Below are 21,959 nucleotides of genomic sequence, written 5' to 3'. Positions count from 1 at the left end.
GCCGCGGCGCACGGCACGCGGCGTTCTGTCGTGATCACGCCTTCGGGTCGCCCCGCCGCTCCAGCGCCGTCTTGCGGATGATGTCGGCGATATCCGGGCTGCTCGAGGAGAGCATCTGGAAATCCTCGGCATGGAGCGACAGCAACGACACCTCGGTTGTCGCGGTGACGGTCGCCGAGCGCGGCTCGCCGGTCACCAACGCCATCTCGCCGAAGAAACTGCCCGGGCCAAGCTCTACCGGGCTCGGCGTGGCAACGGTTACGCTGCCATCGACGATGAAGAACATCTGGTCGCCCTTGTCGCCCTTGCGGCAGATTATGGTGCCGGTCGGCACTATCCGTGGCCTGAGCGCGCGCACGATCTCCATCACCGAGGAGGCGCCCAGCCGCTGGAACAACGGCACTGCCGCTACCAGTTGCCATTTCTGCACGAAATCCTGGCGGCGGACTTCTTCCTGGAAGCCGGTGGCCAACATGCCGGCCCAGAGGCCGAATATGCCGATACCGCTCATCATCACCAGCCCGCCGAGCACCCGGCCGGCAAAACTGCGCGGAATTTCGTCGCCATAGCCGGTCGTGGAGAGCGTCACCACCGCCCACCACATCGCCTGCGGGATGCTGCCGAAGGTGTCGGGCTGCTCGTTGCGCTCGATGAGATAAGCGGCGAGCGAGGCGGCAAACAGCACGATGCAGAAAATCGAGGTCACGCCGATCAGGCTGCGCGCTTCATTGAAGAGCACCCGGCCGAGCAGTCGGAAGAAGGTGGAATCGCGCAACGGCTTCAGCAGCCAGATGGCGCAGAACAGGCTGTGATCCTGCGTGCGGATCGTCAGGAAGGCGGCCAGCGGCACGGTCACAGAAAGCAGATCAGCCGTCAGTGTCGGCAGATGATTGGGGATGTCGGCCTTTCGCCATGCCGACCAGTCGCCGACGAATTGCATGAGATAGATCGCCCAGATGCCGGCGAGCAGGATTTCCAGCGCCAGCCCAATCCTGGGATTGATGTCCGGCACGGTCAGCGCCGCCACGGCGAGCAGGCCGATCACCGCGAGCAATGTGTTGAGACGCCCGGAAACCCGCGCGAAAGGCCATGCTGACATGTCGATCCCCTGAAGCCCTGGCCTCACGTTCTGCCCTCTGGCCGCCGCGACGTCAACAGCGGCCATAGTCCTTCGGATCGCGATGGCGTTTCGCCATCGGCAGTGCTATCAGTTCAACAATCCGATCCGCTTTCCGAAGTTTCCATTATGGCTGCATCGCTTCGCCTCAATCACATGTCCGTCCTTGTCAGCAACCTCGAACGTAGCGCCGCGTTCTATCAGCGCGTCCTTGAACTGCCCGAGATCGAATGCCTCGCTGCCCGGCCAAATATCCGCTGGTTCGGCATCGGCCCGGAACAGTCCGTCCATCTGATCGAGGGCGACTTCGCCGACACGCATGTGAAGATGCATACGCATTTCTGCATCACCGCCCCGGATTTCGAGGCCAAGATCGCCCATATCGCCGGCGCTGGCGTCACTTATGTCAACGTGGCCAGGGAGCCGGGCAAGGTGCATGTGCGGGCCGATGGCGTCCGATCTGTTTATTTCCAGGATCCGGATGGCTACTGGATCGAGGTCAGCGAAGAATTCTGATCCGGAGGAGGTTGGCGCCGGTTTCTCCGCAATAGCAGCGAGCATTGCGGCGCGTCCTTCTGGGAGGAGGGCCCTATGCCAAACATGCATGCCTTGCTGCCGGCATTCTGGCTCACATTCGCGGTGCCCGCAACGGTCTTTGCCCACATCGACAGGCTGACGGGGCAGGATTACAACGGCTTCGAGCGCAATGACGGCAAGGGGTCATGCTGCGACTGGCACGACTGCCGGCCGGCGCTCACGCCTTTCATGGACAAGGATGGCGAGAAGATCACCGATCTCGCGGGCAACAAATATCTGCTCGATCCGGGAAAAATCGTCCGGCGGCCATCCGACGACGGCAACTGGCATGTCTGCGGCGATGCTCACCGGTTGAACTGCATTATCGCACCACAAGAGGCCAAACGCAGTCCAACGCCGCTCGATCGTCTGTTCGGGAAAACGTCGGTCGCGGCCTGGGGGGGAACTGCCGGGCCGCTCGATAGTGGCGAGATTGCCCGGCAATTGGCCGCCGCGCCAATTTGCCGGGCCGGAGTCCCCTGAGGGATGTCAGGCGTGCAGGCCGCCGACCAGCCAGAAGACGATCAGGATGATCAGCAGCAAGCCGAGCACGCCGCCGAGGCCGGAGCCGCCATAGCTGCGGTAGCCATAGTAGCCACCGCCGCCGCCAACAATGAGAATGATGAGTACAATCAGCAGGATCGTTAACATAGCCGGTCCTCTTCCACGTCCATTTGCGGGTTCTTGTTCGCACACAGAACGCATGAAAGGACGGGCAGGTTCCGTTTCGGGCAACAGCGGTGGCGGTATGCCTTCGCCGAATCCGTCCGGCTCGTTTGAGGATCGCCAATGCAGATTGCCGTATCGCCGGCTGTGGCTAGCGCATGCCGCCCACGCGCCGCGCGTAGTCCATCGCTTCTACGTCTCCGGGGAAACCGACGAAGAACATCCTGAGCTTCTGTTCCTGCGCCGCGCCGCGGCGGCGGTAGATCAGCTCGAGGAACATGGTCGGCCAGCGGTACTCCTCGGAGAATTTCTTGACCATGTCGAAATTGCCGGCATCCGGGGCGTGGCCATCCCAGGCCAGGAACTGGCCGTTACCGGCAAAACTATCGAATGCGGCAAAAAACGCGTCCCTGTCGCTCGGATGGTTGCCGCGATAGGCCGGATCGCCGATCGAGTATTTTTCGGTCGTGTCCTTGGGGCTATGCATCACGGCGCCGCCGATGGGCAGGCGATTGAGAGAAATGCCGCAGCGGAAGCCAAATTTGACGAAGCTGGAATTGCCGCCGCGATAGTCCTGCACCAGGCTGGCGATTTCCGTGACCAGATCCTTTTGCATCTCCTGCGTCATGGCTGCTCCTTGCATTCGTTCGGCGTGGACATAGCACAAACTCGTGACCGGACAATACCTGCCGGATGACAAGTTTTGAGCGTGCCGGAAGTCAGGCCGGTTCGTCGCAATCGTAGCCGCCCGTCCTTTTGTGGTGCACCGCATGCGCTTTCTCCATCCGCTCGGCAAATCTGGTGCGAAGGGCTTCGGGCCTATAAGGGCGGAGAAACATGTCCAGAGTGCCGATCGTGGCGCAGGCCTGGTAAAGGAAGGAGCCCTTGGCCGGCGCCCGCTCCTTGTTGTATTTAGAACGCCTGTAAAGTTCATGCCAGAGATGGAGGAAGGTTGATCGGGTGGCGAGGTGCGCCACCTCGTCGCGGTATTCCGGAAGCAGCACTTTCCAGAATTCGCGTGGCCGCAGTGGATAAAAGGCGTGACGCGGCTCCGCCAAAGTGTCGATGCCATGTTTCGAGGCAAGCTCGGTGATCAGCATCGGCCCCAGCACGCCCCAGTGGGTATCGATATCGATGCCGGAGCGGGCGCGCGCTTCGAGTTCCGCCAGCATCCGATGCCGGCGCGGCAGCCTGAGCACGGCGCCATTGCAGCGGTTGGTGTCGTCCTCTTCCGCCTGCGTGCCGAAGAGGATCGGCTTGCCGGCGAAGTCCGGCTTGCGCAGCACGAGCACATCGCTATCGACCCAGCATGCGCCGGTCTTCTGGATCAGCCGGTAGCGGAAATAGTTAGAAAACTTGGACAGCGACGGCTTGCCGCGCACCAGGTAGCGCTGCAGCATTCCCTCGTCGGCGATGATTTCGCGTGCATCGATCAGCGTCACACCTGCCGGGGCCCTCTCCGGCGGCTCGTAGCAATAAAGTCTGAGTGGCGCACCGTGGAACGGAAACGAGGCGAGGCAAGTATAAGTGATAGGATCGAGCGGACCGTGCCAGAACGTCGCGAAATCTTCTGTGGCGCGGACGCGGTCGAGCAATCGCCGCATCGTGTGCGTCTTCAGAAGTCGCGCAATGCGCAATGAAGGAATGTCTGCAATAGTCATGATTTCATTGGTTCCGGCTTCCCCCTGCCGAAATCTTTATGGTTTCAACTGAAATCGGTAGCTCCTATCCGTCGGTTTGTCTGTTACCCGCGAAACAGACCGATGTTCTGAACTTTTCAACCATGGGTCAACATCATTTCGCCGGCCATGGTCAATCTGCTTAAAAAGGTCGCTTCCGGCCGGCGGATGACCGGTACCGAAAGTGGCAGTGTATTTCGACAGCGGGGGTATTGCGCCTTCCCGATTTCCGGAGGCCATGCTAACAAGTCGGCCATGCAAAAAGGTGATCATCTCTTCCTCGTCGACGGTTCCGGCTTCATCTTCCGCGCTTTCCACGCGCTGCCGGCGCTTACCCGCAAATCCGACAAGCTGCCGGTCGGCGCGGTCAGCGGCTTCTGCAACATGTTGTGGAAACTGCTGGTCGATGCCCGCAACACCGAAGTCGGCGTCACGCCGACCCATTTCGCCGTGATTTTCGACTATTCGGCGGCGACCTTCCGCAAGCAGATCTATCCGGAATACAAGGCCAACCGTTCCGCGCCACCCGAGGATTTGATTCCGCAATTCGGCCTGATCCGCGAGGCGACGCGCGCCTTCAACCTGCCCTGTATCGAGATCGAGGGCTTCGAGGCCGATGACATCATTGCCACCTATGCCCGGCAAGCGGAAGCGGCTGGCGCCGAAGCGACGATCATCTCCTCCGACAAGGATCTTATGCAACTCGTCTCCGACCGCATCCATATGTATGACGGCATGAAGGACATGCAGATCTCGATTCCCGAAGTGATCGAGAAATGGGGTGTGCCGCCGGAAAAGATGATCGACCTGCAGGCGCTGACCGGCGATTCCACCGATAACGTGCCCGGCGTTCCCGGCATCGGCCCGAAGACCGCCGCTGCCCTGCTGCTCGAATATGGCGATCTCGACACGCTGCTCGCCCGCGTCGGTGAGATCAAGCAGGAGAAACGTCGCGAAAGCATCATTGCCGCCAAGGACCTGATCCGCGTCTCCAAGGAACTGGTGACGCTGAGGACCGATACGCCGGTGACTTTGCCGCTTTCCGATCTCGTGCTGGAGAAGCAGGACGGCCCGAAGCTGGTCGGCTTCCTCAAGGCGATGGAATTCACCACGCTGACCCGCCGCGTCGCCGAGGCTTGCGATTGCGATGCGGCTGCGATCGAACCATCCGTCGTCAAGATCGAATGGGATGGCGCGGCGCATGGCCCGGATCTCGAAGTCGCCGAAAAGCCGGCCGCCGAAGCGGGCCAGCCCCAGGCGGCCAAGCCGAAGGGCGCCCTGAATGTCGGCTCCGATGGCCGCGAACCGGTTTTCGCGCCGCAAAAACTCGCCGACGACCGGGCCGCGCAATTTGCCACGCAACCCTTCGATCATTCGACCTATGAGACGGTCCTCGACATTGACGGCCTGAAGCGCTGGGTGGCGACGGCCAAGCAGATCGGTCTCGTCGCCTTCGACACCGAGACCACCTCGCTTGACCCGATGCAGGCAGAGCTCTGCGGCTTCTCGCTCGCAGTCGCCGACGACAGCGCCACGCCCTCGGGCCAGATCACCCGCGCCTGCTATGTCCCGGTCGCGCATAAGAGCGGCCGCGGCGACCTGCTCGGCGGCGGATTGGTGGAAGGCCAGATTCCCGTGCGGCAGGCGCTTGAGGTCCTGAAGAGCCTGCTGGAGGATGACAGCGTCCTCATCATTGGCCAGAACATAAAATATGACTGGCTGGTGATGAAGCGCCACGGCATCGTCATCGCGCGCTTCGACGACACGATGCTGATGAGCTATGTGCTCGACGGCGGCAGCAACACCACGCATGGCATGGATTCGCTCTCTGATCGCTGGCTGGGGCATAAGCCGGTCGCATATAAAGAGGTCACCGGTTCCGGCAAGTCGTCGATCACCTTCGACATGGTCGATCTGCAAAGCGCCACCCGCTATGCCGCCGAAGATGCCGACATCACACTGCGGTTGTGGATGGTGCTGAAGCCGCGGCTTGCCGCCAAGAGCCTCACACGCGTCTATGAACGGTTGGAGCGGCCATTGGTGCCGGTGCTGACCCGGATGGAAGAGCGCGGCATCTCGATCGACCGGCAGATCCTGTCGCGCCTCTCGGGAGAACTGGCGCAATCGGCTGCCCGCATCGAGGATGAAATCTATCACATCGCCGGCGAACGCTTCAACATTGGCTCGCCCAAGCAACTCGGCGACATCTTGTTCGGCAAGCTGGGGCTCGATGCCGGCGGTGGCAAGACCAAGACCGGTCAATGGTCAACGTCGGTGCAGGTGCTGGAGGACCTTGCGGCGGCGGGGCATGAATTGCCGCGCAAGATCGTCGACTGGCGGCAGATGACCAAGCTCAAAAGCACCTACACGGATTCGCTGCCGGGCTATGTCCATCCCGAGACCAAGCGGGTGCACACATCCTATGCGATGGCGTCGACCACCACCGGCCGGCTTGCATCCTCGGAGCCCAACCTGCAGAACATCCCGGTCCGCACCTCCGAAGGCCGCAAGATCCGCACGGCCTTCATCGCCGAGCCTGGCAATGTGCTGATCTCGGCCGACTATTCGCAGATCGAGCTGCGTGTGCTGGCTCACACCGCCGATATTCCGCAACTGAAGCAGGCCTTTGCCGATGGCATCGACATTCATGCGATGACTGCGTCCGAAATGTTCGGCGTGCCGGTGGCCGGCATGCCGTCCGATGTACGCCGCCGCGCCAAGGCGATCAATTTCGGCATCATCTACGGCATTTCCGCCTTCGGTCTTGCCAACCAGCTCTCCATCGAGCGCTCGGAGGCAGGGGACTATATCCGCAAATATTTCGAACGCTTCCCGGGTATCAAGGACTATATGGAGGCTTCGAAGTCCAAGGCACGCGATCTCGGCTATGTCGAGACCATCTTCGGCCGCCGCATCCATTTCGCTGATATCAAGTCGTCCAACCCATCCGTCCGCGCTTTCAACGAACGCGCCTCGATCAATGCCCCGATCCAGGGCTCCGCCGCTGACATCATCCGTCGGGCGATGATCAAGATGGAGGACGAGTTGGAGGCCGGCAAGGTCAATGCCCGCATGCTCTTGCAGGTGCACGACGAACTCATCTTCGAGACCGCCGAGTCCGAGGCGGAAAACTGCATCCCGATCATCAAGACGGTGATGGAAAACGCTGCGCTGCCATCCGTTTCGATGAGCGTGCCGCTGGCGGTCGATGCGCGCTATGCCAGGAACTGGGAGGAGGCGCATTGAGAGCGTGTTGGAGGCTGGCAACGGCATTCGCGTTCATGACGCTGATACTGGCCGCGCCGATCGCGTGGGCGGGAGAGACAAAGCTGGATCCGAATACCGAGGATGTCCTGACCGGGAAGGTTCGCCCGAGGCAGATACCTGACAATTGGATTGGCTCTCCGACGAAAAGCGCTCCCGGCTGGCGCTATGACGATCCAGACAATGCCGGAAACAGCGTCCGTATTTATAGGGGTGACCCAGAAGATTCTGACCCTTCTACGCGCGCGCCATACGTTGTCATCATCAAGAACGGTGTTCTACTCGACAGGCACGGAAAACCTTTGCCGGGCTACGTTCCATCGGAATAGAGCATGTTCTTGCCCTGAAGGTCGGTAGCGATGGCAAGTCCTGAAGACCATCCAGGCGCCAACTGTCAGGTCATGGCCAAGCTCGTCGCCCGCCACGRCCGCTGCCCCTGTGGGATATGACCTACACACCCTTGGAGAAATTGTCGGTCAAGGCCGCTGCGACGATCGAGAGCCGCGTACTCGCCATAACCGGTGGCATGCTGACACCCGAGGGCATCCTTGCCGCTGAGCCGGAAGCTCTGCGCGCCTGCGGCCTTTCCAACGCCAAGGTCAGATATGTCCGCGCGCTGGCTGAACGCGTCTATGCCGGCACGATGGATTTCGATGCCATAGTAGCGGAACTCGACAATGAGGTGGTGATCAAGGCGCTTGTCGAACTGCCCGGCATCGGCCGCTGGACGGCGGAAATGTTCCAGATCTTCGGGCTGCGGTGTCTCGACGTGCTGTCGCTTGGTGATGTCGGCCTGCAACGGGCAATCAGGCAGCATTTCGGCGAGGCAGGGACGCTGGTGGCACTCGGTCCGCGCTGGCGGCCTTACCGCTCCATCGCCTCCTGGTATCTGTGGCAAAGCCTCAACGCCGTACCCGCCGCCAGTAACCCAACAGAATCAATGTAGTTAAAGTGCATATTAGTTTTTATTCAAATTGAAATAACGAACCGAGAGCCGGCTCCAGGCAGACGTTTTTCGGCTACAAGCTTCAACAGGCCGTATTCTGCAACTATATTATTCAGCAAAAATAAACATGCTCACGTATACGATGCCGCAGCGGTGATGTGGGGATCGGCGGCTTTCCTCGGAGAACGATGAAAAGAATAGACAAATCGCAGCTTCAAGTCGGGATGTTCGTGGAGGATCTCGAATGCGCCTGGGAGGATAATCCCATCGGCGAACGGCGCTTCCTGCTGGAACGCGCCGAACAGGTCGATCTTTTGAAGCGCAGCAATATCAAGGCCGCGATCATCAATCCGGTGCTCGGAGGCGACATTGTCGAAACAGTCAACGTCCCCGTACGGAAACGCCAGAAGACCCCGCCGCTCGACCAGCGGCGGCGGGCGGCGAACACGATCCTGGCAAGCGTCCAGTCGACGACAGCCGACCTTTTCAATGGTGCACGGACCGGCAACAGCGTTGGCATGGCACAGACGGAGCCGGTCGTGCGGGAAATATCGCGCGCCATGGAGAGGGACCCGATCGTCTTCTTCAGCATCTCGCGGCTGAAGTCCAAGGACGAGACGACCTTCCGCCATTCGATCGCTGTCAGCGCGCTCCTGGTGCAGTTCGCCCGCTATATGAAATTCGATGCCGAGTTGGTGCAGGTCCTCGGCACGGCAGGCCTGGTGCATGATATCGGCAAGATGCGGATGCCCGACGAGATATTGCAGAAGGAAGGCAGCTTGACGGCATCCGAATTCGAGAAGATCCGCACCCATCCGGCACTTGGCCATGCCATTCTGTCGGCCGAAGGCGACATGCCGCAATTCGTGCTGGATATCTGCCTTCACCATCACGAGCGCCCGGATGGAAAAGGCTATCCGGCGGGGCTCTCAGGAAGCGAGATCGGCCAGCATGTCTCTATGGCGACGATCTGCGATGTCTATGAGGCGATAACCTCGGCCCGCCCCTATAAGAAACCCTGGCCGCGCGCCGAAGCGGTTGCCTGGATGCTGGAACGCCGGGGTCATTTCGACCGCGCCCTGTTGCGCGAGTTCGTCGCCTGCCTCGACCTGATGGGAAAACAGGTGCCGACCTCGTTGGCCGGTTGAAGTCCCACTCAGATATGTTTGTGGACGATGAAGTCGTCCGGGGTGAACAGGTCCATCGTGCCGAAGCCGCGGATTTCGTGTACGCCGAGTGCCCTGAGCATGCGGGCGCTCTCCTTGTTTGCCGCGGGTCCGACGCAGATCGTCGTGCCGAGGAACTTGTTGGCATCCTGTAGCCGGGCGGCGAGGTTGATGGCATTGCCGTGCGCCGTATAGTCGAGCTTGCCGCCGATACCGACCTCGCCCAGCACCGCCATGCCGGTCTCGATGCCGATGCGCGTCCGGCCGAAGGCATGTTCCTTGAAATTCCGCCGGTTGCGCATTTCCTCGGTGAGACGCGTGATATCGAGCGCGCAGTCGATCGCCTTGTTGACATGGTCGTCGAGGTCGTCAGGCGCGTTGAAGAAGGCATGCACGGCGTCACCGACGATCTTGTCGACCATGCCGCCATGGTCGGCGACCATTTTCGTCACCTCGGCGAAATAGATGTTGAGCAGACTGACAAGGACCTGCGGATGCACGCGGCCCGCAAGCGTGGAAAAGCTTTCGATGTCGGTGAACAGTGCGGTGACTTGCCGTTCCTCGCCGGCGACGGGCCGCGCATTCGGATTGTCGATATAGCGATTGACCACCGATTGCGGCAGGTATTGCGAGAAGCGCTGGCGGGCAACGCGTTCGGCTCGCCGGGTCTCGGCGAATTGCGAAAACGCGGCGACAAGAATGACCGCCAGAACTGCGAGGCTGACGGTAAAGCCGTCCGTCAGCCAGCCTTTAAGGTCATAGAGTCCGGCGGAGACAGCCAGCGTGACCATGATCATCCCGATGCCGCCCAGCGCGATCACCGAAGGGCGGAAACGCACTGTCAGCAGCGCAATCATCAGTCCGGCGACGAGCACGAAGCCCGCCTCGAAATCGACGAATGTGTCGTCGCGCAGCGGGACGAAATTCTCGATCAGCGAATTGGCAAGGTCGGCATGGATCTGGACGGAGGCGACCAGGGGCTCGGCGGCGCTGGCCCGCAACCCCCCGAGATTGGGCATGGATGAACCGATGAAAACGATCTTGCCGGTGAAGAAACCCTTGGGCGGATTGTCAGCCAATACGTCCGCTGCCGAAACCGTGCGCTTGACGATCTCCGCCAGATCGCTGGCGACGAAGCGCAAACTGCCGTCCTCAGCAAGACTGAATGTCTCGCGGCCGAGCTTGATCCAGGGCGGGGTGCCGCCGAGAATTGGCGTCTTGACTTTCAGGTAGCGGCGCGCCGCTTCGAGCCCGATGGCAGGGAACGGGACCTCGTCCAGGATCGAAAAAGCCTGCACGCGGCGAACACGCGAATCGTCATCGCCGATCAGGAAGGAGGCGCCGGTGCTTGACGCCGATTGTTGGAAGATCGGGCAGGCGATCTCGGCGCCGGGGAGGAACCAGATTTCCGGAACGGTGAGCGGACGGGCCAATGCCAGCGGCGGCAACGGGCGCGGTGCGGGACCGGGCGCGTCGGACAACAGGAAGCCGAGCAATGTCGGCGCTTCGGTGAGCGCTTTCGCCAGCGTTTGGTTGGTCGGACTCTTAGGGTCGCAATCCGTTGAGAAGATCAGGTCGAAGGCGATGACCGCCGGCTTCTCGGCGGCGATCTTATCGACAAGCCTGGCCGTGTCGACCCGTTGCCATTTCTGGTCCGTTACGGCGGCGATGGCCTTGCGGTCGATGTCGACCACGGCGATGTCTTGCGAATGCGGTGGCGGAAAAAGCTGGGTCAGCCGGTCGAAATAGAGTTCGCGCCCGCCATCGAGCCATTCATCCGGCATGAAAAATACCAGGAGAGCAGCTGCCAGGCTTGCCAGGATACCGATATGAAACGGCTTGAGGCGAAACGTCATCGCTGAGATTTACACTTTCGGCCGGGGGAACGGGGAGTCTTTTTTGTTGCGGCTGGGTGCCCCGCTTTCGCCCCAGCTAAATGCGCTGTGTCCCACTATTCGTCATCCGGTTCGGCAAGTTTCATCAGCCGCCCGACATCGCAATCGATCACGCCGCCCTGGCGTTTGATCGCGCCGTGCTCTTCGAGCGACAGGATCGAGCGGTTGATCTTCGGGCGGCTGGCGCCGAGAATGCCGGCGATCTCCGTCTGGCTGAGTGCGATCTGCAGGTTGGCATGGTCCGGCAAGTCCTCCTCGCCATGGATTTGCTTGAGCGTGGCAAGAAAGAAGCGGGCGACGCGGGAATCGAGATCGTAGAGCGCGATCGTCTCGAGCTGGTCGGTCGTCTCGCGCAGGCGCCGGCAGAGATAACCCATCACCGCTTCCGCGGCGTCGGGATTGCGGGTGATCAGCGCCATGAATTCGCTCTTGCCGATGACATAGCCTTCGGTCGCTACTGTCGCGGTGGCATCGGCCGAGCGCGGAGCGCCGTCGAGCACCGCCATCTCTCCCATCAGCGTGCCCGGTTCGAGATGGCGCAACGACAATTCCTTGCCCTGCGAGGTGATCAGCGACAATTTGATCCGGCCGTCCGTGACGAGGATCATATAGTTGCCCTCATCGCCGCGCTGGAAGATGACCGTGCCCGCCGGCCAGCGCCGCCATTGCGCCAGGCCGGCCACCTCGGCGATCAATTCCTTGGAAAATTCCTCGAAGATCGGAAAAGATCGCCAGAAGGCGACGCTCTTGTTGATCTCTGCCATGCCCGTGTCCCCGTTATGCAGCCCGTTGTCTGCCGCCGCTGGCTGCGCACGTTATAGCAAGTGTTCGAAAAGTTAAGAGCGATAATCCTGCTGTCGCTCGGATGAATGATCGCAGGGTCAAATTTGCCGGCGGCGCAAGCAGGCCATGCTCGCATTTGTCGCCGAGTCGAATGCCGCGGCCAGGTTCGCAGTCGAGAGTCGAGATTGAATCTATCCGCTAAAGTGACACCCAAGACCAAGCAAAGTTTCCAATGGAAGCATGGCCGCAGCAGGTTCGACTTTGTATATTAGGAGATCGTGCCAGATCGTCACGGGTATTATCCCTTTGTTCACCAATGATTGTTCTTTCCGGCCCGCTGCATTCCCGAAGCGCTGAATTTAGCATTTACGCAAGGTTCTCCAACCTAGGATCGCCCGTCTCAAACTGGGACTTCGCCGTCATGAGGACGGCGGAGCCAACGGGGTGTACATGGTGCGATTTCTGACTTCAGTCCTGGCGCTGCTGATGGGTCTGGCCGGTTTGGCGCTGATCTTGCTGCCGATCAGCCTGCAGGCGCAGCTCGTGCTGAGCTTCGGCGTGCTGGGCTTCATGTTCATCACCATGAGCCGTCCGGAAAACAAGGTTTTCCGGATGATGACCTATTTCTTCGTCGGTATCCTCGCCCTTCGCTATGCCTATTGGCGCACCGCCGACACGCTGCCGAGCATCTACGAGCCGTGGAACTTCATCCCGGGCTTCATCCTCTACCTCGCCGAAATGTACTGCCTGGCGATGCTTGCCGTGTCGCTGTTCATGCTCGCCGATCCGCTGAAGCGCTCGACGCCGCCATTCCCACCGATCGACGAACTGCCGACCGTCGACGTTTTCATTCCGAGCTATAACGAAGACCCTGAACTGCTGGCCACCACGCTCGCCGCCGCCAAGGCCATGGTCTACCCGAAGAGCAAGCTGCATGTCTTCCTGCTCGACGACGGCGGCACGGACGCCAAGCGCAATCACCGCGACCCGCGCATCGCCATGGCCGCCATCCGCCGCCATGAGCAGTTGAAAGCACTTTGCGAGAGCATGGATGTGATCTACCACGCCCGCAGGGAAAACAGTCATGCCAAGGCCGGCAACCTCAACGAAGGCCTGAAGATTTCCTCCGGCGAACTGGTCGTGGTGTTCGACGCCGACCATGCGCCGGTGCGCGACTTCCTGCGCGAGACCGTCGGCTTCTTCAAGGAACACAAGAAGCTTTTCCTGGTCCAGACGCCGCACTACTTCCTCAATCCCGATCCCCTGGAAAAGAACCTCCAGACATTCGCACGCATGCCGTCCGAGAACGAAATGTTCTATTCGATCATGCAGCGCGGCCTGGACAAGTGGAATGCCTCCTTCTTCTGCGGCTCGGCCGCGGTGCTGTCGCGCAAGGCGCTGGAGACGACGAACGGTTTTTCCGGCCAGTCGATCACCGAGGACTGCGAAACGGCGCTGGCGCTGCATAGCCAGGGCTGGCATTCGATCTATGTCGACAAGCCGCTGATTGCCGGCCTGCAGCCGGAAACCTTCGTCTCCTTCATCGGCCAGCGCGCCCGCTGGTGCCAGGGCATGCTGCAGATCCTGATCCTCAATCGGCCGTTCCTGGCCAAGGGTCTGACGCTGCCGCAGCGCATCTGCTACGCCGGCATCAACCTCTTCTGGCTGTTTCCGCTGTCGCGGCTGGCCTTCATGTTTTCGCCGCTGCTCTACATCTTCTTTTCGCTGGAAGTGTTCCGCTCCAACATCATTGAGTTCGCTTCCTATGCGGTGACCTATCTCGTCGCCTCCTTCGCCATGCAGAACTACCTTTATGGCAAGGTGCGCTGGCCCTGGGTCTCCGAGCTCTATGAATATGTGCAGTCGGTGATGCTATTCGGCTCGATCATCTCGGTGGTGCGCAATCCGCGCAAGCCGACCTTCAATGTCACCGCCAAGGGCCAGACGCTCGACAAGTCGGGCATGAGCCCGATCGCCAAGCCCTATTTCGCCATCTTCTTCATCCTGCTCGTCGCTGCCGTCTATTCCGTCTGGCGCTACTTCACCGAGCCGCTCTCCGGCGAACTGCTGCTGATCGTCGCCAGCTGGAACCTGATCAATCTGGCGCTTGCCGGCGCCGCGCTCGGCGTGCTTGCCGAACGCCGCGAACTGCGCCGCAACCAGCGCCTGCCGATCAAGCGCAACGGACTGATGCGCATCGAGGGCAAGCTGCATTCGGTCATCGTCCAGGATGCGTCGAGTGGTGGCGTGTCGATCGAGTTCCTTGATGGCGAACCGGAGGCCACGGCCGGCCAACCGCTCAACGCCACGCTGGAGTTGCGCCGCGGCGGCAATATCCTGCAGGCCGACATGGTGCTGCGCGGCGTCCGCCGCACGGCATCGAGTGCCGCTTTCGGCTTCGCCTATCGCGAACGCACGCCGTCGACCTTCGCCGTCATCGCCGATCTTATGTATTCGGATCAGGCCGTGCTGCAGGATCGCCTCAACCGCCGCCAGGTACGGCTCGGTTATTTCGCCGGCACGCTGCGATTTGCCCTCTGGACGTTTACGGAGACTTTCCGCGCGCTCACCTATGCGCTCGGCTGGATCCGCGAGGAGGAATTTGCCTCCGAGCCGGATGCGCCGATCCAGGTCAAGGCCAATGGCGCGACCATTCCGGGCGTCAATCCCGACCTGCCTGCCATGCTGACCGGAGGTGCCGGCCATGTCTAAATCCTCTCTCCGCGGCCTGCTGCTCGCCGCCTCCTTTCTCGTTACGCCCGCTGCCATGGCCGAAAGTCTGCTCGTGCCGAGCGACGATGGTGCCAAGGCGACGGCCACGATCACCGATCCGGTTCCGTCCATGCAGCCGGCCGACTTAAAAACACCGGCCTCCAGCCATGACAGGTTGATTCCGTTTGCAGAGCCGACGTCCAGCTTCACCTTGAGCGGCGAAAGCGACGCCCAGGAATTCACCTTCCGGCTCGATGCGACGCAGGCCGGCCGCGGCGGCAAGCTGGTGCTCGCTTATCAGAACGCGGTCTCCGTATTGCCGGACAATGGGGTGATGAGCGTCGAGGTCAACGGCAAGCCGGCCGGCGATTTTCCGATCGTCTCGCCGTTCGACTTCATCAAACAGGCGGTGCCGGTCTCCACCAAGCTTTTGCGCGAAGGCACCAATCGGGTGCGCATCTCCGTCGCCCAGCATCACCGCGTCGATTGCTCGCTGGACGCCACCTATGAACTGTGGACGAAGTTGAATCCGGCAATGTCCGGCTTCCAGGCGCCGTCGGCCGTGCAGTCCTTCGCCGCTTTCGATGACCTCAATTCCATCGGCCGGATGGATGACGGCGCCACGGAGCTCAGGCTGGTGCTGCCGGCACATGCCGATGCCGATATGCTCAATGCCGCCTCCGGCATCGTCCAGGCGCTGTCGCTTTATCTCGGTCGCGATGACATCCGCATCACGGTGGCCGACCAGCCGGGCGAGGGGCCTGGCATCGATCTTTATGCCGGCGTGTACGGCGTCGATCCGGCCAATGCCGGTGGTCAAAAGGCCTATGCCGATGCGCCCTATGGCGTGACCGTCAAGCCATCCGCCGATCCGCAACGCGCCGCTGTCATTTTCCGCGCCGCCGACGTCGAGCAATTGCGGCAGCTTTTGCTCAGTACCGTGCGTGGCCCGATGGCCCCAGGCCTGAAGGCCGGGCGCGAGGAACAGCGTGCCGGTACCATCAAGGTGGCGGCGGGCCAGGATTTCAGCCTGCGCGATGCGGGCGTCCGTTCGATCAGTTTTGCCGGACGGCTGTTGCGGACGCATTTTAATATCGTCATGCCGGCGGACTTTTATGCCGCCGAATATGGAACGTTCAATCTGAAGCTGGATGCCGCCACCGCACCGGGTCTCAATCAGAGCTCGCAGATGCTGGTGCGGGTGAACGACAAGATCGTCAATTCCTTCCCTTTCAGGAACACGGACGGTCAGAGCTTCAACGGCAAGCTGATCGAACTGCCGCTCCGCGCCTTCCGGCCCGGCGTCAACAAGATCGAGATGCTCGCCGAAGTGCCAGATGCCGCCGACAAGGCTTGTTCGCCGACCGGCCGCGACGATGCCAAAGCGCGTTACGTCCTGCTCGACACCACGACATTCTCGGTGCCGCCGCTCGCCMGCGTCACGCGCCTGCCGGATCTCGCCGCACTGTCCGGCAATGCCTATCCTTACGGGGCCGGCAAGCCGTTCAATATCTATCTGCGTGGCGCCGATAGCCATTCGGCAAGTGCGGCCATGACGGTGCTCGCCAAGCTGGCAATGGCCTCGGGAGCGCCGGTGAACGGCAATTTCCGCCCCGACACCACCGGCGTTATGACCGAAGGCGACGCCCTGGTGATTTCGTCCAATCCGACCGAAGCGCAGGACTATTCCCGCAAGACCAACAGATTGGCGGCGAGCGCATTCCCCGTCGATAGCGATGCCGCCGCGCTGATGACCGCGGACATGGGCAGGACGGCAGCCATTGCAGTCGACCCGCATCGCGACGACGGCAGCAACGACCTGATCCAGGCCTTCGAGAACGCCAATGCCCATAGTGACGTGCAGCGCTCATGGACGGCGCAGCTCAAGTCGATCGTTGCATCGGCATCCGCGCAGTTCCGCAGCTGGCTGCAATATGACGATAGCCGGCCGGAGCAGACCTCCCAGGCCAACGCGCTGCTGATGATCCGCCAGTCCGAGCGCGACGACGGCAGTCTGCTCACCGAAATCCGCGCCGGCTCCGGCGATGATCTCTCCAAGGGCATTCGTCAGCTCACCGACAATGCGGTGTGGAGCCAGCTGGATGGCGGCACTGCCTTCATCGACGCGAGCTCGATGGCGCTGGTCGACCTGCCGGGGCAGAAGCAGCACTTCGTCGAAGTGACCGAGCAAAGCTTGGGCAACTATCGCCGCATCGCCGCAGCCTGGCTCTCCGACAATTTCCAGATTTATGTCGTGCTGGTGATCGCGCTGGTCGGCTTCTTTGCCGCCTGGCTGGGCAAGGTCGTGCAGCGCAAGGGTGTGAGGACCGCGCCATGAGACGGATCGTTCCCATCGCCGCATCGCTGCTGGCCCTCACTTGCGCTTCCGCGCATGCTGAAGATCCGGTGATGCTGCTGACCCAGCACGACCAGGTCGCCCAGATCATCCGCCAGGCCGATCCGGCCCGAACCGATCCGGCATTGGATGGCAAGAAGGACGCGACCGAACCGTTGATCCGGCCCGCCCGGGTCATCGTCGAAACCACCGACAAAGCCAAGCCGGCGGCGACGGCGGTCAAGGGACCGGACAAGGTCGAGCTTGCCGCGATCTATTACTACGCCCAACAGAAGCAGGATCAGCGCGTCAAGGCTGAATATGAGCGGCTGAAGGTCAAATATCCCGACTTCCAGATGCCCGCCGACCTCTACAAGCCGAAGGTCGAGCGGGAAGACGAGCACCTGCTCTGGGCGCTCTACAACAAGAATGATGTCGCCGGCGTCGAGCAGGAAATCGCCCGTCGCAAAGCCGCCGATCCCAATTGGCAGGCGACGGACGATTTTGTCGCAAAATTCGCGCGCAAGAAATTGCGCAGTGCGGTCACCTCCTTCCACAATTCGAAGAACTGGGCCTCGGTGATCGCCGCCGGCGCCGCACTCAATCCCGAAGCCGAGAAGGAAGTCGACCTCCTCTGGGATATGATCGACGCCTATTCGGCGACCAACAACAAGGAGGCGCTCGGCCGCTTCTATCGCGGCATCCTGTTCCGCGATCAGGCCAATGCGCTGCCCAAGTCGGTGATCGTCGCGACGATCCAGAAGGCGACGCGTGATTTTGCGCCGGACGATATCCGCGCGGTCATGGCGCAGTTCGCCGCCGATCCGGAAATCATGGCCGGGCTCTCCAACGTCTCCGTCGACCTGATCCGTAAGGAAGTGGCCGACTTCAACACCGATGACAGCCGCACGGCGCCTTTGGCCGGCGACGACATCAACGCGCTGCGCACCGCGGCCGGCGGCAAGGAAGCAACGGTCTCGGATTTTTCGCTGCTCGGCTGGTACTATCTCAAGGTCAAGCAGCCGGCTGAGGCAGGCGCCTGGTTCCGCCGTGCTTTGGAGAAAGAACAGGATATCGATCACGCCAAGGGTCTTTACCTGGCGCTGGTACAGCAGAACCGCCAGGGCGAGGCCTATGACCTGGCGCTGAAATATCATGGTGCCCTGGCCGCCGATCCCGTGTTCCTGATGAACGCGCTCGCCGAGCGCTTCGCCAAGCCCAATACCGGTACGATCGACGCCAACGCAGTCCAGGCCTATGCCGGCACGATCCTGTCGACCAAGAGCGCCCCGCATGCCGAGATCCTCGCCTGGTATGCCTATAATTCCGGCCAGTACGAGGCAGCGCGGGCCTGGTTCAGCAAATCCTTCGACTGGAAGCCGGAAGCGGCGAGCCTAAAGGGTCTGGCACTGTCGGAAGGCCAGCTCGGCGATCGGGACGCGCTTGTCGCCCTCTATCAGAGCTATGGCGCGAAATATCCCGAGATCTGGGCCGACATCCATCTCAGCAAGGGCGGCCGCAGGAAACCCTCGGCGGCACGGGTCAACCCGATCGACAAGATGCAGGTCGGCGCCGTCGATCAGCAGAGTACTGCGGCAAAACCTGATTTTCTCCGAGACGATCAGCAGCCGGTGCGCAAGCCCGTGCGCCACAAGCGCCCGGCGAATGACGATTCATCATCCTCGTCCGTGCCATCCAGCAACGCCTCCGGCTATCTGTCCCCCAAGCGCGATGGCGCCTGTATCGGTGCACTTTCCGGCCGGCTTTCGCCCGACGCGTCACTGGCCAAGGGCTGGTGCCTGCTCGGCCTGAAGCGCACGACCGAGGCCAAAAACGCCTTCTCCGCGGCACTTGCCGGCGGCGGCAAGACCAGGGCCGACGCCGCCTATGGCCTGGCACTGACATTGCTGCGCGCCAAGATGACGGGCGACGCGGAATCGGTGGTTGCGCTCTATCCGCTGACGCCGGCGCGCGACAAGGAGATCAAGCTGGAAATCTACTGGCAGAAGGCGCGTTCCGCTTTCGACCAGAAGCAATACCAGCAGACGCTCAATGCGCTCAATGCTCGTCTGGCGCTGATGCCGGAGCCTGCCGACATGACGCAGCTGCGCGCCTGGTCACACTACAATCTCGGCCATATCGACGAGGCACATCAGATCTTCGAACGGCTGGCAGCCTATACCGACGATCCCGGCGTGCGCCGCGGGCTTGCGGCGACGAGCGGCCAGACCCCAACGGTTCCGGATTGATCGAATGAATGATAGGACAAAACCTGTGCGGAGCAGAGCGTTGAAAACCGTGAGCAGCCTCAGCCTTCTCCTCGCTTTGGCCTCCTGCACGGCTGCGACGACCGATCCCTACCTGACCACCCAGGCAGTGTCGCCCGATGTGGCGCCTTCGGTGACGGATGTGTCGGCGGATTTCGCCGCCGCCTATCTGCCGGGCTTTGCCGGCGCCATCCAGTCGGTGCGGCAGACGGTGTCCAACAATTCGCTGCACCAGGAAATCGTCTATGCCAACCAGACGTCGCTGTCCGGCGAGAACGTGCTGACCATCGACATCGGCGCGCCGGAAGACGCCACCTTCCTGCGTCCGCCCAGTGCGTGGCGCATCAAGAACGACATGCGCCAGGCGCTGCCGGGCATCCCCATGACGATCAGCCCGATCATTGCCGACAATGCCAGTGGTACCTACGGCTATGCGACCGCCGCGGTCGGCCAGGGCGCCTGCCTCTATGCCTGGCAATATGTCAAGCAGGTGACCCCTGCCGATTCGACCGGCTTCGCCAAATTGACCCGCCGCCATCTCGCCGCGACGATTCGCCTGCGCTACTGCCACCCCGCCATCGCGGCCGATCGCATTCACGTGCTGATGGATGGGCTCAAGCTGAAGGACATGAACAGCCAGACGATCGACATGCTGCGCTTTGCCGCCGGCACCGCCCATGTCGACCAGCCGCCGGCCGTGGTCACCGCCGAACCGGTGGTGCGCCGGCCGAAAGTCGTGCGTCACACTGCGTCGAACGACGAGGATTGGCGGCAGCCACAGAAGGCCAGTGCCAAAACGGCAACCAACCCGTCCTTTATCGACAATGCGGCATCCGTGCCGTTGCCGGAAAGCGATACGACACAACCGGTGACAGAACCGGCCAATGACGCTATGTCACAAGACCAGACAAAGATTGACCATGCAACGACGGTGCCAATCCCGCAATAGTGTATACTGACTCAGTTTCGACATCGTTTTGCCGAATATTCGCGGAACTGTACCGTTACCTTTCCGTTGAGGAAAACGAGAGGATTGTCGTTTTGAAACAGTCGGGCTGGTTCAGCAGAATCGTTCGTGAAGTGATGCGCATTGTCGGAGGCCACGAGCAATCGAGGCATCTGGCCTGGGAAAACGTGCATTCGGGACGGCCTTATCCGGACCGCGCCGATGCCTACCGCGTGCCGCGCGTACCGGCACAGACGCAGCGTGTCGAGGATGCCTTGGCAAACGAGGAAAACGTGCAGCTTGCCTGCGCCTGCTACCAGGCCTTTATCGACAAGGACCGGGCGGCGATCGAATCCTTGCTGGACGAGGATTTCCATTTCACCAGCCCCTACGACAACCGAATCGATCGCAAGACCTATTTCGACCGTTGCTGGCCGCAGAGCGAACGGATTTCCGGCTTCGATTTCGTCCATCTTGCCGCCGACGGCGATAGCGTCTTCATCACCTATGAGGCAGAGGAAATCAACGGCACGCGCTTCCGCAACACGGAGGTGATGACCATCCGCAACGGCCGGATTCGTGAAGTCGAAGTCTATTTCGGCTGGAGCGTGCCGCATCAGGCACGGCGCGGCGGGTTCTTGGGACGATAAACGCCGCGGTCGATCGCGGCTTCAGCTCTTCAAGCCTTCGACATATTTCACATTGAACCTGATATAGCCGTCCTCGATCTCCTTGAGATGCGCTTCGATCACGTCATGGAACTCCGGCAGCCGATAGAACGGCACGCCCGGATAGGAATGATGCTCGGCGTGATAGGGCATGTTCCAGGCGAGCTTGCGCACCAGCCAGGTCGTCTTGGTCGTGCGCGTATTCTCCAGCATATTGGCAACGAGGGGGCAGCGCCCATGCTCGGCGAGCAGATAAAGCCGAAGGAAAGGCTGGCCGACCACTGCCGGCAACAGCCACACCCAGACAAGCACGGCGGTGTGAAACCAGACGGACAGAACCAGCAGAGCCGCATAGAGCGCGATTATCACCCGCGTCTCGTCCCGCACCTTGGGATAGCCCTTGGGCGGGATATAGGTAGCCCGATTGCGGTCGCGGGCGTTGAGCAGCAGGCCGGAGAAAGCACCCCACCAGATCGGCAGACCCGAGACATGCTTGACATATTGCCATACCGTCTCCGGCTTGGCCGACGCCAGTTCCGGATCGTTGTCGGGATCCTGCGTGTAACGGTGATGGGCAAAATGGAAATAACGGAACCAGGCGGGCGGCAGAAACAGCAGGAAGCCTGAGACCCAGGCAGCAAGCTCGTTGATCCAAGGCGTCCGGAACGGCGTCTGATGCACTGCCTCGTGCAGCAGTGTGAACAGGAAAACGATGAGCACGCCCTGCGGCAGCATCAGCACCCACCAGAAGGGCACGTGCGCGGCGATCAGGACACCGAGCAGCACGATCAGTCCCCAATGAACGGCAAGATGCGCCAACCCGGCATAGTCCGATTTTTCGGTCAGCCGTTGGCGCAGTTCGGGGGTAAGTGAGGCGATGATGTCGCGGTGATCCATGATGCGCTCGATTGTTTTCCGATATTGACGACGGTAATCAAA

17 protein-coding genes are annotated in these 21,959 nt (G+C 61.4%); 10 read left to right on the top strand and 7 right to left on the bottom strand.

Going from position 1 to position 21,959, the window contains the following annotated elements:
• Positions 1 to 34: 34 nt before the first annotated feature.
• Positions 35 to 1,099 carry a cyclic nucleotide-gated ion channel gene (locus AC1D06_RS11805; RefSeq protein ID WP_477875793.1) on the bottom strand — a complete coding sequence of 355 codons (1,065 nt, stop codon included), beginning with the start codon at positions 1,097 to 1,099 and terminating at the stop codon, positions 35 to 37.
• Positions 1,100 to 1,246: 147 nt separating this feature from the next.
• Here AC1D06_RS11805 and AC1D06_RS11800 point away from each other — a divergent pair, with 147 nt between their 5' ends.
• Both AC1D06_RS11800 and AC1D06_RS11795 read left to right on the top strand, forming a co-directional pair.
• Positions 1,247 to 1,633 carry a VOC family protein gene (locus AC1D06_RS11800; protein WP_477875792.1) on the top strand — a complete coding sequence of 129 codons (387 nt, stop codon included), beginning with the start codon at positions 1,247 to 1,249 and terminating at the stop codon, positions 1,631 to 1,633.
• Between the two features lie 75 nt (positions 1,634 to 1,708).
• Complete coding sequence (locus AC1D06_RS11795) at positions 1,709 to 2,176, top strand: hypothetical protein (protein ID WP_477875791.1); 468 nt, start codon at positions 1,709 to 1,711, stop codon at positions 2,174 to 2,176.
• Positions 2,177 to 2,182: 6 nt separating this feature from the next.
• Here AC1D06_RS11795 and AC1D06_RS11790 read toward each other — a convergent pair whose 3' ends face one another.
• The 3 genes from AC1D06_RS11790 to AC1D06_RS11780 all read right to left on the bottom strand — a co-directional run bounded on the left by AC1D06_RS11790 (position 2,183) and on the right by AC1D06_RS11780 (position 4,020).
• Entirely contained in the window at positions 2,183 to 2,344 is a 162-nt protein-coding gene (locus AC1D06_RS11790; RefSeq protein WP_477875790.1) for a DUF3309 family protein, read from the bottom strand.
• Positions 2,345 to 2,510: 166 nt separating this feature from the next.
• Positions 2,511 to 2,987, bottom strand: coding sequence for a hypothetical protein (locus tag AC1D06_RS11785; protein ID WP_477875789.1), 477 nt, complete (start codon positions 2,985 to 2,987; stop codon positions 2,511 to 2,513).
• 91 nt (positions 2,988 to 3,078) lie between these two features.
• Entirely contained in the window at positions 3,079 to 4,020 is a 942-nt protein-coding gene (locus AC1D06_RS11780; RefSeq protein WP_477875788.1) for a hypothetical protein, read from the bottom strand.
• A gap of 273 nt (positions 4,021 to 4,293) precedes the next feature.
• Here AC1D06_RS11780 and polA point away from each other — a divergent pair, with 273 nt between their 5' ends.
• The 3 genes from polA to AC1D06_RS11765 all read left to right on the top strand — a co-directional run bounded on the left by polA (position 4,294) and on the right by AC1D06_RS11765 (position 9,396).
• The gene (gene polA / locus AC1D06_RS11775; RefSeq protein WP_477986354.1) at positions 4,294 to 7,284 is read left to right on the top strand and encodes a DNA polymerase I; all 2,991 of its coding nucleotides are present in this window, start codon (positions 4,294 to 4,296) and stop codon (positions 7,282 to 7,284) included.
• Positions 7,285 to 7,747: 463 nt separating this feature from the next.
• Positions 7,748 to 8,248 (top strand): DNA-3-methyladenine glycosylase family protein, encoded by a 501-nt coding sequence (locus AC1D06_RS11770; RefSeq protein ID WP_477875786.1) that lies wholly within the window; start codon positions 7,748 to 7,750, stop codon positions 8,246 to 8,248.
• A gap of 188 nt (positions 8,249 to 8,436) precedes the next feature.
• Positions 8,437 to 9,396 carry an HD-GYP domain-containing protein gene (locus tag AC1D06_RS11765; RefSeq protein ID WP_477875785.1) on the top strand — a complete coding sequence of 320 codons (960 nt, stop codon included), beginning with the start codon at positions 8,437 to 8,439 and terminating at the stop codon, positions 9,394 to 9,396.
• An 8-nt stretch (positions 9,397 to 9,404) separates the two neighbouring features.
• Here the strand turns inward: AC1D06_RS11765 and AC1D06_RS11760 are convergent, their stop codons facing one another.
• Entirely contained in the window at positions 9,405 to 11,270 is a 1,866-nt protein-coding gene (locus AC1D06_RS11760) for a CHASE2 domain-containing protein (protein ID WP_477875784.1), read from the bottom strand.
• Positions 11,271 to 11,365: 95 nt separating this feature from the next.
• Complete coding sequence (locus AC1D06_RS11755) at positions 11,366 to 12,073, bottom strand: Crp/Fnr family transcriptional regulator (protein WP_477875783.1); 708 nt, start codon at positions 12,071 to 12,073, stop codon at positions 11,366 to 11,368.
• A 469-nt stretch (positions 12,074 to 12,542) separates the two neighbouring features.
• Here AC1D06_RS11755 and bcsA point away from each other — a divergent pair, with 469 nt between their 5' ends.
• The 5 genes from bcsA (at position 12,543) to AC1D06_RS11730 (ending at position 21,002) form a co-directional block, all read left to right on the top strand.
• Positions 12,543 to 14,804 (top strand): UDP-forming cellulose synthase catalytic subunit, encoded by a 2,262-nt coding sequence (bcsA, locus tag AC1D06_RS11750; protein ID WP_477875782.1) that lies wholly within the window; start codon positions 12,543 to 12,545, stop codon positions 14,802 to 14,804.
• Positions 14,797 to 17,142 carry a cellulose biosynthesis cyclic di-GMP-binding regulatory protein BcsB gene (locus AC1D06_RS11745; protein ID WP_477986352.1) on the top strand — a complete coding sequence of 782 codons (2,346 nt, stop codon included), beginning with the start codon at positions 14,797 to 14,799 and terminating at the stop codon, positions 17,140 to 17,142. Before bcsA ends, AC1D06_RS11745 begins: the two co-directional genes overlap by 8 nt.
• A complete protein-coding gene (locus AC1D06_RS11740; protein ID WP_477875780.1) occupies positions 17,139 to 19,388 on the top strand; it encodes a tetratricopeptide repeat protein in 2,250 nt (749 codons plus the stop codon). The genes AC1D06_RS11745 and AC1D06_RS11740 overlap by 4 nt, the downstream gene beginning before the upstream one ends.
• A gap of 49 nt (positions 19,389 to 19,437) precedes the next feature.
• Entirely contained in the window at positions 19,438 to 20,355 is a 918-nt protein-coding gene (gene bcsN / locus AC1D06_RS11735; RefSeq protein WP_477875882.1) for a cellulose biosynthesis protein BcsN, read from the top strand.
• 134 nt (positions 20,356 to 20,489) lie between these two features.
• Positions 20,490 to 21,002 (top strand): nuclear transport factor 2 family protein, encoded by a 513-nt coding sequence (locus tag AC1D06_RS11730; protein WP_477875779.1) that lies wholly within the window; start codon positions 20,490 to 20,492, stop codon positions 21,000 to 21,002.
• A 21-nt stretch (positions 21,003 to 21,023) separates the two neighbouring features.
• Here the strand turns inward: AC1D06_RS11730 and AC1D06_RS11725 are convergent, their stop codons facing one another.
• The gene (locus AC1D06_RS11725; RefSeq protein WP_477875778.1) at positions 21,024 to 21,917 is read right to left on the bottom strand and encodes a fatty acid desaturase family protein; all 894 of its coding nucleotides are present in this window, start codon (positions 21,915 to 21,917) and stop codon (positions 21,024 to 21,026) included.
• Between the last annotated feature and the right edge of the window lie 42 nt (positions 21,918 to 21,959).

The organism is Rhizobium sp. P2_G2 (assembly GCF_056403555.1).
The sequence above is the reverse complement of the archived record's forward strand: the minus strand, read 5'-3'. Positions and strand labels throughout refer to the sequence as shown.